The organism is Nocardia sp. NPDC049220 (genome assembly GCF_040647855.1).
In the GTDB taxonomy this organism is placed as follows: Bacteria; Actinomycetota; Actinomycetes; order Mycobacteriales; family Mycobacteriaceae; genus Nocardia.
This window is the reverse complement of sequence record NZ_JBEZDA010000007.1, coordinates 156,408-173,232: the sequence shown is the minus strand read 5'-3', so window position 1 is coordinate 173,232 and position 16,825 is coordinate 156,408. Positions and strand designations below refer to the sequence as shown.

General features: G+C 65.7%; 1 protein-coding gene (running past one end of the window). It reads left to right on the top strand.

Features of this window, described 5'->3' with window-relative positions:
- Positions 1 to 16,825 carry the final stretch of an alpha/beta fold hydrolase gene (locus tag AB0C34_RS18780; protein WP_357074110.1) on the top strand. The gene continues 93,065 nt to the left of window position 1, outside the view, so only the last 16,825 of its 109,890 coding nucleotides appear in the window; the start codon falls outside the window, past its left edge; the stop codon is at positions 16,823 to 16,825.

Below are 16,825 nucleotides of genomic sequence, written 5' to 3'. Positions count from 1 at the left end.
CGTCGACGAATTTCGGCAGGTGGAATCTCGGATCCCCGACTTGGATCCGAGACCGCTGCAATTGGTGCCGATTGCTTTCGACAGCACGAATATTCTGTTTGCCAACGACGGGGTGTCCGGGGTCACCGGGGCGCTGGGTTTGCTGGATCCGTCCTGGCTGTGGGCTTGGTTGAACAGCAGGCACGTGGGTTTCGTCCCCGCGGAACTTCTCGATGACAACGCCATGATCTATTGGCAGTTCCTCACCGCGTGGGGGCTTGTCGAACAGTTGGCGGGCATGGCGGCGGAAACGAGCCTGACGACAGGGCAGAAGCCGAGTATCCCGTCGCGGACGACACCGACACCGGTGGGTACTGGGCGAGCGTGGCCGCCCGCGCATGAATTCAGCGCGCTGGGTGAGGAACCCGGTGGCCGGATCATGACCGAGGACGAAATGGTGCGGATCGCCGTGGAGGTCATTCGTTCGGGCACGGTCACCATGTGCGAGGAGGGTGTCTACTACGACTACGACGACATTCGGGTGCTGGTCGAGACACCGCATAAAGGGCCATACGCGATTCCGCTGCCCGATACGATGGCGTTTCTGACCCGACATGGTGTCGGCTGGACGCCTCGGGTGCTGGGCGTGCTGGGTGGCCAGGATCTGGTGGACCGTTACCACAGCGACAGGGCACACCACACCGGATGGTCGCGGGGGCACCGGTTGCCGGGTGGGATCGTGGTGGATGAGTCCAGCCGGATGCTGCTGATCGATCGGAACCCCGATGCTCACCCCGCTACCTGGGAGGAACTCAACCGGTATTGGGACCGCATCTTGCCGTCGTTGCTGACACAGTGGCAGCAGATCGAACAAATACCCGAGGCCGAGTCCTTGCGGTGGCTGTCGAGCAAACTGCACGACTGGGCCCCGGACAGGTTGGCCGGACCGGACGCGGCCCGGAGATTTCTGATGCGCGAGACAACCCTCAGGTGGGGGTTTGCCGACCAGTTGCGCGATGGTGGTCTGGATGAGGTTTTTCGCGGGTTGGAGTTTCCGAGCCGTCCTTACGATCGGCTCCGCGGGCGAGAGGTCGTCGCGGAACCGACGCGTGTGCTACTACACGGCGGTCTCGGCCCGGGGAACCTACTGATCACCGACGACGGCTATCTGGTCGAGGTCGCCGGGTGGCACGCGGCTAAGCCGGGACCATCGGGGTTCGAGCTTGCGATGCTCGAAACGCACAGTGAACAGCCACTTTTCGTTCCGGGTATGTCCGACCGTCCGAATATGGGAACTTGGCAGGACCTGGTCGCGGTGAATCTCGCCGTCGGGCAGGCGGCACAGCAGTTGGTTCCCGCGCCCGACCCATCGTTCGTGGCGTACTTCGAGACCGCGCGACGGGTGTGGGGGTTGCCCGCCGAGGACGGTGCCGCGGTCATCGCGGCGGTCGCGGACAGCGCGGCCGCTCGAGCCATGACCCCGATTACCGGCGGTCGTCCGGGCACCCGGCATCACGTCGTGCGGGCAGCCGGGGATGTCTACACCGGTGACCGGTTGTCCGACGCGGTGCGCGCGGCGGGCAATTTCCTGCGTCGTTCGCTGGCGGGATGGGCACCCACACAACAGAGACAGTGCATGGCCGCGGACATGGCACTGGGCCCTGTGGTGCAGCATGCATTACTGGCCGATGCGGACGGCCAGGTGGAGATATTCGTCCACGAGTTCTCGGTACGGCAGGGGCATCGGGGGTTGCAGGTCCGAGTGCTCTACTCCGGATCGGAACTGTTCGTCCCGACCATGCTGTCGGATGACGTGACGGCAGTGTTCGCGACGGCGACCGCGTCCGTACTGGACGATCGGCACGAAGGGTGGGCCGCGAAGTCGTTCGAATTCAGTATCAGCACGGAACAATTTCGCAACACCCGGGCCGGCGATGTTCCCGGGATGATCCCGGGGGACTCCTTGTTGGTCACCCGGTCCGCAGCCCACGGCTACCGCGCACTGGGTATGCCCCCGGAGTCCGGTCCCCAGTTGCCGTGGGCAGGTGCGGCGGCGCTGCTACCCAGCCGAACCGATAGTGCCCTCGACCTGGTCGAAGGGCGGCACAGTTGGGGTGCCGGGGTAGGAAGCGGGTTCTGGATCCTATGGCCGAAGCCGCCACATCCGGACGAGATGAGTGTACGGCCGTGGCATGGCCGGCTGTCTCAGGTCCTGGCTGCTATGGCGCCGCATGTCGATCTGACGCAGCGGGTGCTGCGTGTCCTCGACAGTGGGAAGGCGCTCCTGATGAAGGAACAGCCTGGGCACCCGGCGACCCGTGTCGAGTTCGAGATGATCTATCACGACATGTACAAGGCTCTCGAGCGGCTGCTCGACCAGGCCGCGCTGGTGCGACCCCGGCTGCCCCAGGAGTGTCGAGAGCTGAAGAAAGTGGAGGACTTCCGGGAGTACATCGTCAACCCAGCGAGGCGGGTGTTCCACCGGTATCGGCGGCGGCTTCAGGAAGTGCTCGACTGGCTCGACATCCCCGACGACCCGTTCGCGGCAATATTCGCGAGGGAATTGGTGCCCGCCCAGTTGCAGTTGATCCCGGTCCCCACCGTGGAGAATTTCCGACTCGACAGCGGGCTCGTCGTCGGTTTCACGGGAACCAACTGGATATGGGGTGACCCGGCCTACGCCTGGGCAGAGCTGGGCAATAGCCTCGGGCAACACGGGCCGTGGGCGATATTCGGACGCGACAATGGCCGGGTCTACGAGGACTTCCTGGCGGTGCGCGATGTGTTGGCGGATCTGATCGCACTGGTGTCACCGGACCTGGAGCCCGCTCGTCGCGTCGAACTCGAACGTCGCCTGCGGCACACTCTGCTCAAGGCCAACAATATCTGGGGCAAGAAACTCGGAGGCGGATTCGAGACAATCGACACCGTCTTTACCAAGGTCCGTGCCATGGCTGAGGACGGTGTCCCGGCACCCCTCAGACAGCAGCTCGTCTTCGACCGGCTCCCGACTCTCGCCAAACACGCCATGGCTCGAGGAGAGCTCGATCAGGACGCATTCCCCGTGGAAACCGGGTGGGATACCGCGCCATTCGCCATGAGCGAGTTGGGGAGGCAATCGCCGCTGCGGCGCGGCCTGATAATGGAAGTGGAGCTCACTACGGACTTCCCCGTGTCGCCGGAGGCGGTGTTGTCGATACCGGCGGGCGCCAGGGGAAGGGTCGGCAGCCGTTCCGGGGAGACCACGACACGAGCCATCGGGTATATGTTGGTGCCCGAAGACACGCTCGTGCAATGGCCGCAACGTCTAGGGGACGTCTTCGATGTAGAGCTCGTCCATGGCGGCGAACTCGATGTGACCCACGCTTTCCGCGACGAGAACGACATCTGGAATATCTACGGCCGATTCACTCCGGTCGAGGAAGAAGCGGCCGACAGCGGCCCCCGGCCGTCCGAAGTGCGGGACCCTCGGAACTACGTCGGGACCGCGCCCTTGGCAGGGATTCCATTGGGATTGCCCGTTGGCTCCGGTCCGGCGCCACTTTCGTCCCGGGACGGGCTGCATCGAGTCGAATACTCGCCCGACGTCTTCCGCTATCGGCAATTCTCGGACGAGGAGGATTTTGCCCAATACCCCGTCTGGCAGCAGATCTCGTATGCGCGTTTCGAAATCGAGAGCAGCACTGTCATCTTCGCCTCCGACGAGGAGGCGTTCGAATATGTCCAGGCGCACTTCGACGTCGACGAGGCCCGTCCACTGCCGCGCGACCTCTTGGTCGCGGTCGAGATCGACCTGACCGAGGAGGAGGTCCACCATCCCGAGCGAATGCGCGGCAACGTCTACTCGGCGCTGGACAGGACTGCCGTTTTGTACCACGAACTGCATCAGCAGAGTTACGCCGACACCGCATACGTCCGGGTGTCCGCGGGCGCACTGGTACGAGCCCATCCGGATCCACTGACGCCGCGCCTCGTCTTCGTCGACGGTCTGGACTACCACGTGACCCGGGCCTTCCTCGATGACACAGAACTGATCCTCGTCTACGGCTACCAGGAGCCGACTGATCCGATAGGAGAGCCGCGCCAGCCGTCTCCGGCTCTGTCATTCGACATCATCGAGCGGACCGGTCTGAACGACATACGGCCCGCACAGGACTATGCACACCTCGGCGCGGTTGCGGATTCTCGTCCGGGAATGTCCGAATATGCTGCGCGAATCCTGCTGGAGAACGCACGTCTCGGGCTCAGCCCCTGGGATGTGACCGAGCACGACAGGAGACGGATCGCCGATCTGTTCGTGCGGATGGAGCAAACAGAGGTCGCTCAGCAGGCGAATACGCGGGGATTCCGCGCCTATCGGCTGCTGCCCGCGATCGCTCCCTTCGTCAGTGATCGAGTGCCGCGACTGCTGTACGCCGCCGCGCAGGTACCGATCATGTCCGCTGGGGCCTTCATGTCCACCATTACGGTCCAGCGACATATTCCGGGCAAGCCGCTGTCGAAAGACGCATTCCGGCTGATGGTCCACATGGTGGCGGACGATGCGGAAGTCCTGCTGGATGAGTTCAAGCAGGTGCCGCGGGCGGTGTTGCTGCAGTTGAACGGTGACCTGCCACGGTCCGCCAGGGAATTCGCCCGTGACATTGTCGAGGAGGCGGAGGCGTTCTTCCTGGTGAACCACAAGGATCCGGCGGTGGCCGACGCTTTCGATACGTTGGGTTTCCCTGAGCACCCTTACGCGTCGGTGCGCGCCGCTGCCGACACCATGGCCGAGGTCGAACTCCAATTGATCCACGGCCGTCTCGATCGCGAGCACATCCTCGTCGAGAAGAGCAGGGTCAGTGGGTACACCGGTTTCGGTCACGCTCGGTATGGCGATCCCGATTACGACCGCGCGACTTTGGGTTATCGCCCCGGTGAAGATTCTGTCCGGCTGCCGGGCGCGGGCGAAAATGCCCGGGTATACGACGATCTCCTCCGGATAAAGGACACCGTCGACACTATTGTCGCGTTGTCTCGCGGTGAGATAAGTCCCGAGCGACAGGCGCAGGCGCTGCGCGACGTGTGCGCGAATATGGCTCGCTTGCAGCGTTTGTGGGGAGTCGAGTCGACGTCGCTGCCGAGCCCCCGATTCCTCGCCGGAATCTTGGGACTCGCGCAGCAGGGCTACGCCGCGTCGGAGTCGGGTAATCCGGGTGACATCGGGGTGTTGTCATCCGGAGACGGCGATGTGTCCGACGCAGGGCTGCGCCCGGACTCGGCCAGGCCGTGGGACGGCGCTACCGCGACGCCATCCGGCCAGTTCGGTCCTGACCTGGATCTGCCATTCGTCGAGCCGTTGGATTTCACGACCGAGAAACCGCACGGCCCGAACGATCCGGGACTGTGGACCGCTCATAACAATTGGGACGGGGACGCGGTGGGCCGTCCCGGCCAGGACGGTTCCGGCGATGGCGCGTCCGCGGATCAACCGGTATCGGACTCCTCGGCGCAGCCATCGACGGTCGACGACGAACCCGCTCAGGTGACCAACTCGGAGGACCCCCACGACGGCGTCGGGCCGGTCGGCCTTGTCGGCGCGTCACCCAGTCCGGCGGAGGACGCGGTAGCGGCCGCGGAGCGGAGACGGCTGAATCGAGTCACCCTGGGGAGGCGGCGAAACCGTCTACGGACCGCAGGCGATCGAGAAGCGGTCGACTGGCTGGACGGGTGGATCGAAGAGCTCTTCGTCGCGGCCGATGCCGACTCCGAACCAGCTCGGGCGGAGGACCAGGACTCGGCAGCCGCCGCTGGTATCTCGTTGCGCAGGAACGGTATTCGTCCTGGAGCCGACTTCTTCGCCGACGGTCTCGATCGTGACATGGTGCTGGCCGTCGTCCATCGCTTGGAGCGTGCCGTGGTCGAGCACCCCGGGTTCGATGTGCGCGTGGTGGACTTCCAACCGATGGAGCCGGAGGTGTTCTGGCGCGTCGAGCGCGATGAGCACGACTCGGCGCCGGGTGTCGCGAAACCCTGGTCTTTTGCCCGGTCGATCACGTTCAACAGTCATTACCTGAGCGACCCCGACGTGTTGGCGCACGGTTGGGCGCGGCAGGTGGCCGCTGGAGTCGGTGGCGGGGGCGACGACCCGATGCGCGGCATGGTCGATCGGGCGGTGGCCGAGGTGTTGATTTCCGTGACCGGCGAGCAGGCGGTCGACTCGGTCCTGCGGACATTGATCGACGTGTTCGACACCGGCGACCGTGCGATGTCGTTCGACAACTGGTTGCGGTCGCAATTCGGCGAGCTGCCACGTCCGCGAGCCGGCCTGCCCGCCGAACGTGCCTTGTTGATCCACGCGTTCGCCGCGGTGGAACAGCATGCCGCCGCTGCCGGGGAGGGCGCGGTGGCGCTGCACGCCCTGCTCCGGCGTACCGCGGCGGCAGCGGATGAGCTCGATGACGAGGTCGCCCAGCTGTTGAGGCACCACAAAGCGGTGTCCGAAGCCGAGCAGGAGACCAAAGCTCTGCTCGTGCGGCAGTTGGCCGAGCGGAATATCCGGCTTTCCGGGGCAGCCGAACCAGTGGTGCGAGCCGAGGTCGTGCGCGAGTCTGTGGAGACCTTCCAGGCTCTGTTCGAGAGGTACCCAGTGCTCGGCGCCATGGCCGGTGACCCTGAGCTGGGCGCGCCGCGTCTGGTGATCGGACAGCCCCGCGGCGACGGTGCCACCGACCGTATGGATGTGCTCGCCGAATACGACGAGGACGCGCACCATCTCGACAGCACCGACCTCAGCGCCACGGAGGACGCGGGCGAAATCGTGCTGGACCTGCTGTGGGCGGGCGTCCCGTTCCTGCTGGGAGCACGGGTGAACGACCACCTGAGATCCGGGTGGCGTCGCGGGTTGTGGCTTCGTCCGGTGCCGGGAGCCCTGCTGTATGCGATCGGCCGCTGGTTGGACGCGAAGCTCCCGCTGGGCAGGGCGGTAGTAGACGGACTTCGAGCGACTTTCGATGCCTGTGAAGTACCCGCGGGCATGGATTTTCAGGCGTGGTTGCGCACCCAGTTCTCCGGTTACTGCTTCCGCGACGGAGTTTTCGACCTGCCGACGGCGATCGCGGAATCCTTCACCGTCGGCGAGGCCGATCTGTTCGACGCTCGAGACGACTATTGCCCGGAACTCACCGACGGTGAGAACAACCTGTATATGAGCCTGCGGCGCCGCATTTTCGAGCAAGCCGCGCGCTATGCGCAGAATCCGCCGGGTGGGCTTCGCGGTGTCGCAGACCTGGACCGGACGGAGAATCGCGCCGAGCGGGTCGAGGACGCCGCGGGTGCGCCCGCGGCGGCTCGCTGGGTGTCGCGTTTCGGGTACTTCGGGCATGGCAATGCCGACATCACGACCGCCGGGCCGCCCAACTCGCTCTACCGGACGGTGTCCGATCCTGCGGCCCGGTTCCGGCATATGGGCGCGCCCGCCGACGATCGGCGGCCGAGACTGCCCGCGCACGATGCGCTGCGGCTGCTGTGGATGACTTCGAGGCCGACGGTGAATCTCGTCGAGGCGACGCATTGGCTGGGTGCCGGCGTCGGCGACGGCTACTGGGTTCGCCGGGACGTCCACTCGGACAGCGCGCTCGGTGCGGACCCGCTGGGACTGCGGCGCTTCGCGGGCGCGGAGCACCGACTGGCTGTCGCTACCGCACCGTTCGCACCGGAACTGCTGGCGCAAGTCCTGCACGCCTTCTCTGGACCGGAAGTGTTGGAGGGCGACGAGGCCGCGAATCTAGTCCTGGTCATGCGGCGTCTGCCCGGCGTCCACCAAGACGACGAGGCCCTGTTCCCCATGGCCGACAAGGTCCGACACACCGGCGATATGCTGCTGCGCCAGTTGGCACAAGTGCCGCAGGCGACGGTGGACACCATGGTTTCCGGAGCTCCGCGCACTGCCCGAGAATTCCTCCGTTCGTTGATCGACCATGCTCGGGCGACGCTCGCACCGCATCGGGCGGCGGTGGAAGCACTGGGGATGGTCGATGTGCTGGACGCCCTGCGGCAGGTGGAAATTCGGATCGGCGAATTGGATGACAGGCCACTCCAACTGGCGCCCATCGCCTTCGACGGTTCGAATATTCTGTTCGCCGACGGCCGGGTTTCCGGAATTACCGGCGCTCTCGGTCTGGTCGACAGGTCCTGGGTGCCGGCCTGGTTGGCCACCAGGCACGTGGGCTTGGTACCCGTGGCAGACCTCGACAACAACGCCCTGATCTACACGCATTTCCTCGCCGTGTGGCATCGTGTCGAAGGGGTGATCGGCCTGGCGGCGGGGGAGAAACCCGAGCTGCCGTCTCGTCCGCGGAACCTGGCTGAGGAAACCGGTGACCTGCCGGCCCTCACCGAACACGCTTTGCCGCGCGGGGAGCAGTTCCGCCCACTGGGCGCGCCGGAGGGATCCGCGCGGGATATGGACGCCGACGACGCGGCGTGGATCGCCGCGACCGCCATGCGCCGCGGCAAGCGCACCGTGCGCGCGGACGGTGTCTACTACGCCTACGAGGGCTACCTGGTGTTGGAGGAGGCGTCGACCAACTCCTATCTGCAACGAGTTGCACAGCACGAGGCGTTGGCGTACCTGACCAGTCACGGCGTCGGATTGCTGCCCCCCGTGTTGTATGTGCTCGGTGGCCGGGATCTCGTGGGTCGTACCTGGGATGGGGACGGCTGGAAGCGCAACGGGTGGTCGGGCGGGGAGCGGTTGCCGGGTGGGATCGTGGCGGACGAATCCACCCGGGTTGTGGTGATGTACTTGGGCCGCAAAACTCGCCCCGCGACTCGGGAGGATCTCGACCGATACCAGGACCGCATCCTGCCGTCGCTGGCGCAACAGTGGCAGCAGATAAAGCAGATACCCGCGGACGAGACGCTGCAGTGGCAGAGGGCCCTGTTACCCGCCGATGCTCAGCTGTTCTACCGGGATGGACGACCCGGCGAGATGGGACGTTTTCTGCTGAGCGAAATAGGCAGCCGAGAATCAACTTTCGCGGACTTGTGGCGCGGTGGTTTGAATGAGGTCTTCCAAGGTTTGCATTTTCCGACTCGAGCTTACGATCGGATCCGCGAACGGGAAGCCGACGTAGTAGACGAGCCGATACGTCTGCTGCGGGGCGCGTTCAGCCCGGGGGATCTCCTGATCGACGAAGACACCGGCGACCTGGTCGCTGTCACCGGATGGCATGAACTTCGGCTGGGATCGCAAGGGTTCGACCTGGCCCTGCTCGAATCACACAGCGAACGACCACTTTCCGTTCCCGGTATCAGCGACGGCCCGAATATGGACCTCTGGCGGGCTGTGGTCGCCGTGCAGGTCGCTGTCGAACAGTCTGTGGACATTCTGGATCGCGAGGCCGACCGCAACTACCTCACTCACTTCGAGGCCGCACGGCGGGTATGGGGGTTGCCCGCCGAGGACAGTGCGCGCGTCGTCGCGGCCATGACCGGCAGCGCGGTGGCGCGGGCGGCGATCCCGGCCACGGACGGTCGTGCGAGCAGGCGTCGGCACGTCGTGCGGGCGGAAGCGGACGTGTATACGGTCGATCGGTCCGCCGATGCTGTGCGCGAGGCGGGAAATTTCCTGCGTCGCTCGCTGGCGGGATGGTCACCCGCAGAGCCCGCACAGTGCGTGGCCGCGGACATCGCGCTGGCCCGTGTGGTGCGACACGCCTTGCGGATCGTCGATATCGGCCGGGTGGAGATGTTCGTCGAGGAGATCTCCGAATCGCGCGGCCACCGGATGATGCGGGTTCGAGTGCTCTACACCGGGCCGGAGCCGTTCACTCCGGAGATGCTGCCGGAGCTGGTGGAGCACCAGTTCATCACAGTGAGCGCGTCCGCGTTGAACGACCGGGACGCGCGGTGGGCCACCTGGTCGTTCGCATTCACCCTCCGCACGAAGCAATTCGGTGCCACCCGGGCCGACGACATCGCCGGATTGATCCCGCCGGACGCATGGTCGCCAAGCCAAATCTCGGCCTACCGGTTCCGCCCATTGGGCCTGCCTGAGGACGATCGGCCGACGCTGTCGTGGGTGGACGCGATGGCGTTGCAACCCGCCAGGGCGGACGGCGCCGTCGATCTGGTCGACCGGGACCACAGCTGGGATGCTGTGGTGGATGGCGGGTTCTGGTTGCGGTGGCCGAAGCCGCAGGATCCGGACGACATGCGCGCGCGGCCGTGGAAGGGTGTGCTGCCTCAGGTGCTGGCGGCCATCGCACCGGACGTAGACCGGGTGCCGCGGGTGCTGCATGGTCTGGACGATGGTGCCGCTGTCCTACAGGCTATGCCCGGACATCAAGCGAACTCCGTCGAGTTGAAATTGCTCCACGACGAGGTGATCGCCGCCACCCAGCGGCAGCTCGACCAGGCTGCGCTGGTGCAATGGCCGGCATTGCGGTCGGCCGTCGACCTGCCGGTACCGGAGACAGCGGACGATTTCCTGCGCTGCCTCATCGCCCCGGTGATGGTGGTGTTCTCGCGGCACCTGCGACGATTGCAGGGATTTCTGAACTGGCTCGACATCCCCGAGGAGCCGTTCGCGGCGGTCTTGGCGAGCAACCTGACGCCCGCACGGTTGCAGTTGATCCCGATCGTCGACCTCAGGGACTACCTCGTCGAGGGCGGATCTGTCGTCGGCACGAAACCCGAATTCATGTGGGGCGACCCGGCTTACACCTGGGCGGAGTTGAATCGCAACCTCCAGCGAGTGCGCGGGGCCGGCGTGCCATGGGACCTCGGGCGTGAGAACGGCCGCGTCTACCACAAGTTCCTCGTGATTCGCGACGTGCTGCAGGATCTGGTGGCGCTGGTGTCGCCGGATCTGGCGTCTGCTCGCCGTACCGAGGTCGAGCACAGACTGCGGACCAGTCTGCGGGTCGCCTACGAGCTGTGGGGTCGGCAGGCAGGGCCCGACGCGAACGTGGACTCCGTCCTGTCCAAGGTTCGCCACATGGCCGAAGACGGTGCCCTGCTGCCATTCGATGAGCCGGCGAACTTCGACCGTCTCCCGGTTGTCGGGAAACGCGCCCTGGCCTGGGGGGAGATCGCCGAGGGCGCCTTCGAGGTGGAAACCGGCTGGGACACCGCGGAATTCGTGGCGTCCCGGCTGGGGAAGCGATCGCCGCTGCCGCATGATCTGGTGGTCGCGGTGGAACTGGACATCGCAGGCGACCTCGCCGAGCTGCCCGACACAGTGCTGATACCGGCCGACACAGTGGCAACGATCGGTATTCGCTCGGCGCGGTCGACGACCGGAATCATCGGGTATGCGCGGCTGCCGAAGGGCACGCTCGTGCAATGGCCCGAGCGCCTCGACGCCGTCTTCGACGTGCGGCTCGTGCACGGTGGCGAACTCCAGGTGACGCACGCTTTCGGCGATGAGGACGGCCTCGGAAACGTCTACGGCAGGCTCACCGTGGCCCGAGACGAAGCGCCCGATGATGACCCGGATGACTCCAGTGGCTCAGGAGAAGACTCACCACCGTCGCCCTCGACTCCCGGGTCGATCGCGGGCCAGGGGAGGGCAGCCATGGCCAGCGTTCCGATGCGCGGCGGCCGCAAAGGGGCGCGCGAGCCTTGGGTGCTTATCTCGTACGACGACCAGGACCAGACCTTCCAGACCCGGTCACTACGCAAGCCCGGCTCCGGTCCGGCGCGCGACCGGGACGAGGTGGGTACGGCGTTGGAGAACGATGCCGTCGCGCAGCTCGATCCGACCGCGACCGTCGTGGTCCCCGTCGATGCCCTGGCCGATGAGCGGAGGATCTTCGATGCTGTGCGCGACTACTCGGACGCGGCACACCGAGCGATAGCATCGCTTCCGCCCGACCTACGTCGCCTTGCCCGGGCACGGTATCTCCAGGGGATGACGCGGGCGGCGCTGTCCACCGAGCTGCCCGATGTCGCAGACATCGACGGCCTGTGGATGAGCACACGGCGGCAGATGGCGTGGCTCATGCACGGTCGCGCACAGCGCGTGGACATCCGACTGCCGGTTCTGGTGAACAGTCCACGCGTCACGGCCGAAGTCCGGCAGCAATGCCTCGCCCAGTTGCGGAGCCGGCGGGACCGAGAGTTCGCCGAGCACCGCTTCTTCGAGGGCCGCACTCTGGAGCAGACCGCGGACGCGCTGAACCTCGACCCATGGACTGCCTCTGACCTGCAGATGCGATTGGCGCGGTGGGTGATCGCGTTGTTGCGCGCGCAGCTGTCCGCGCCAGGCGCTGTCGATGTTCGCGCGAGCGCCCGAAGCCGGGTATCGGTGTTGTCGGCGGCTAAATACGCCGTGTGGGGTAGCGCCAGAGGACAGTTGATGAGCACCTATGCGGCCGATGCGGTGATCGAGACGGCGTTCCTGGCCGGACGGTTGGAGCGAGGCGACGGTGTAGATCGATATTACGTCGAGGATTTTGTGGTCGAGGTCCCCACTCGTCCGACGTCGCTGCCACAGGCGGAGCTGCTGCGGCTTTTGACGCAACACGGTATTCCATTCCTACCGAAGGTGATCAGATCCCGGAGCGGGGTCCGGACACCCGACGGACGGGTGGTCGACGTCATGATTCTGCGCGCTCAGGAGCTGGTGCGAATACCTCTGTCGCGGGTCCGCGCAGATGGCTCGCTACTCATCAGCGTGTTCGGTATCCTCCGAAAAGAGTTGGCGCAGGTCCCCACCCGGAGACTTTCGGCGCATCCGGGTGTGACGGTCGCCCACGATCTAGTGGATAATCTGCGGTCCAAGGTGGCCGAACGGCAGCAGCGATTCGATGAGTGGCGAGCGGAATTCGCTGCTGTGGCCGATGGTTTGGCGATTCCGCACAAGCCCTTCAAGTCGGTGCTCGCTGGTGCGCGATCGATGGTGGCAGCCAAGCCGTCCATTGTGCACGGACACCTTCTGGACAGTATGTACTTCGTCAAATCAGATCCTGGGGCTTTGGTAATCCAGGATTGGCATTTCGCCGAGTTGGGGGATCCCGCTGTCGACCCGGCGGCTATGGCGCGGTACGACGATGACCAGGACCTCGCCGCCGTCATCCCCTATGTCGCGCGCAATGTCGCGCTTTGGGCGGATTTCCGGTTGATCAGCGGCGTACTGGACCGCACTATCGCACATGCCCGGACCGATGGTAGGGACATTGCGCACGACACTCAATATCTGATCGACTATGCCGCTGCCTTGGGCTTGTGGGGTCAGGCCGCCCGAGGTTCGTTGCGGCGAGTGCGGGAGGTTTTCGAGAGCAGTAGCGTCACAACAAGCGGTGTGCCGGTCACTCGGCCCCTACCGACGATGGTGGACCGACAACTGATTCGGTGGAACAAGCCGCAGATGACTTCCACGAACATGCTGGCGGTGGTCGAAGCAAGCCGTCGTCAGGTAGTGGGAGCGATGCGCGACTGGCCTTTGGAAACAGCAGAGCGCGCCGCCCAGGTGGTCAGAGAGTTGGCGGCCTTCGCGTTGGTCGACACCGACGGGACGGTCTGGTGGCGGATGCACGAGACTCGCGGGCCATGGATGGACCGGATCATGCGGATCTGGATCGGTTACGACGGGACAGTGGATCCGTCTGCAGGTCTCTTGTCCGATATTGGTGCCTTGTTCGGACCGGTGGACGTCACCGAGGCGGAACCCAACGCAGCCGGGGTGATCCGCGAACTCGGGTTTACCGTCGTGATGCGGGATTCCGTGGTCGCGGCCGAGATCGATTCCGAGCCATGGGAAACCGACCTCGGGCATTTCCTGAACTCCCGGGACTACCGTGCGCGGGGCGAGAGCGAGGACTCCGGGGTAACGATGTCGAACCGGGACGCCAAGTTGCTGACCGACATCGCGAAGCGTGCGCCGAAACGCAGCGCGGGGATGCACAACACGGGTGCCGCCGTCCTCAGTTTCTGGGTGCGAGAGCAGCAATCTTTCACACCCGACAACGTCGACTTCCGGTTCTGGGCGCCACAACACGAGTCCCAGGTGATCGCGGCCGCGGTAGCACATGGAGTGGAACTCGCGCCGAGGCTACTGGCCGAAATCCAGACCGCCGACGGTAAGAAACAGGTCTTCCGCTACACCAACGGGTATCCAGCGACCAAACTGGAGGCGGCACTGTGGTCGGAGAGCATTCGCAACGCGACGATGCGGTACCAGGATCAGCTGGCCCAGGTGCGTCGCGAGGCGTTGCCCAAGCCGCAACGGATCGCACCGGATCTGCCGCTGCCGCCGATGAACGACGACATCGCCGAACAGGTCGCCTACGACAACATGTTCGAGATGTGGGTGCTGAAAAGGCATCTCCGAAAGCATCCCGGGCTCCGGGAGGTATTCGCCGCGCTGGGAGTGCCCGAGCAGCCCTTCGCGCCGATCGACCCGGCATCGTTCGAGGCGGAACCGGGCCAACTGATTCACGGGGACCGCAACCTGGGGAATATGCATGTCTTCGAGAAACTGGTGACCGGTATCTTCGACATGGAGCTGGCCAGGTGGGGGCGGCGCTCGCAGGACGACGCGATCGCCTATCTCCGCAGCGGCGGGTTGTTGCGGCCGGGCGAGCGAACGGTCAACTTCGACAGGTTCCTTGATTTCGGGCACATCCAACGAGTTGTGCACGACGTGATCAAGCTGCTCACCCATGACCTGACCCCGGACCAGCGCAGCGCCATCCTCATCGGCTTGTGGGACAGCCTGCAGATCTGCCGTGATCGGCTGTGGCAGGTGACCGAACCACTCACCTGGGACGAGTTCGTCGCGCTGCTCACTCCCGGTGGCGGCGCGTCGACCGATCCGTCGGTCGATGTGCCGCCACCGACGCCGCCGCGGAATCAACCGGATCCGACACCGCTGCATGCCGTCGATCCGCATCTGGGGCCGGTTGCGTGGGCGTTCGGCAGCAGTGCCGACGCCGCGGCGTATGCGGACCCTGCGGGTCTCGCCGATGTGATGAGCGAGTTCAGTGGGACTCCGGTTGTCCTGCCCGCGAGCCCGGTCAGCGATCCGTTCACCCGTGCGAAGCGCACCCATGACGTGTGGTTCGCCGCGGATCCACAACTGGGCTCGGATGTGGGTGTGCCGTCGCGTCGCGACCCGCACGCCGCTCGGCGTGCTCGGCCGCAGCGGTTGTTCGACATGCAAAACGAATTGGCCACGGTCGAAGAACGTCGGGATGGCGCCGACCACACCACCGCCACCGCGGAAATTCAGCTGCTCCGCGACGTGGTCGAGGTATACCGACAGCGGGAACTCGCCCGACAGGAACGTGATTCGGCGGCGCGGGCGGCGAATGCCGACCCGCAGCGGCGCATGCGGATGTGGCGCGAGCGCGCCGACGCGCAGGCGGAGTTGGCGCGTCTGGTCGGGATCGCGGACCCGGCGGAACTGGCGGATCGGGCGCGAGTGGCCGAGCTGGTCGAGGAAGGCTACGCCGGGACGGCGCCGTACGCCGACGCCTGGATCGAAAAGGCCGAGATTCTGCTGGCCTATCACGACCTGGTCGAGCATGACCACCGCTTCCGGCACTTCGACGAACAAGCGCAGCGACTGGATATCCAGGCACACGGGCAGCCCTTGACGCCGGACGAGTTCGCCGCGTTGTCTGTTCCGGCGCGATACGACCTGGCACGAGCGGAAATATCCGGCAGCACGATCCCGTTCCGGAACAATGCCGAGGCGATCGAGTTCTTCCGTGACCGCTTCGACGTCTTCGCCGTGGGACTGCCGGAACCGGCTGTCCGGGCGGTGCGGTGGGTGCAAAGTGCCGCCGGCGACATCGTCGGCGCGAACGCCGCGATCGAAGCTTTCCCGCGCGACCCGGACGGTCGGCCAGCAGCAGAACAGAATCACATGCGGCAGATCGCCGCCGCCGCACAGGTCCTGCGGTTGACTCACGACACGGTCGTCATGGTGCCGCGGCCACCCGCAGTGCTCGGTGACCGGGCTCCGGAAACCCTTCCCGGCGCGGCGTTGCCCTTGCCGTCGACCTTCGTCGGCGAAGTCGGCACAGTCCCGTCGGATCGGTGGCGCGACGGCGAAATCTGGTACGTATTGGTCCCCGCGGGAACCGCGGCACTGTGGGTGGAAAAGATCACCGGGAAGCCGGAGCTGGTGGTCGTCCACGACGGCACTTTCCATGTGCTGCGCGCCTTCTCCGACCAGGGCCGCCGCCAAGTCTTCGGTTACCTCGCTCTGGGCGAACCCGACGACCACATCCGCTACCCGGATGAAGCGGGACCGGACTCGGCTCCGGCCGATCCCCACGGCAGCGGATCGAACCTGTCGTCACCGGAACGCCAGGACAACTCCGATCCGGATCAGGCGCACGCCACCGCTCGGGGAGCGGTGGCGCCTACGTCACCCGGCGAGCCGCTCGACACGTCGAACGGCACCCGCCATCCGTCGGATGGTCCGATTGGCCGGTCCGGTACTCGGCCGCGGGCGCCGAGAGCTGATCTCCCACTGTCCGCGGAGGCGGCTCCGGAGCGCGGTGCGGTGTCTGACGCGGGTGTGGATCCGGTCGCGCAGGATGCCCCCGTCTTTCCGAAACTCGACAGGCTGCCTCGCCTTCGGCCGAGCATCGAACAGACCCCGGCGCCGATCCCGGATTCGCGCGTACCGATATCGCGCAGCAGATCCGTGAACTGGAGCAGGCGCACGGAATCACCACCGAGGCGCAGCGCATGCTGGAACTCAGTCTGCTCATGGAGGACGCATACCGGGAGACGGCCCTTGTCGCGGGTCAGGAGCGGCCCGAAGAAATCTTCGATGGCCCCGAAGGGTGGGCGAGCTGGCTGGACGCACGACGCTATGCCCAGTGCCACCTCGATCAGGATCTGA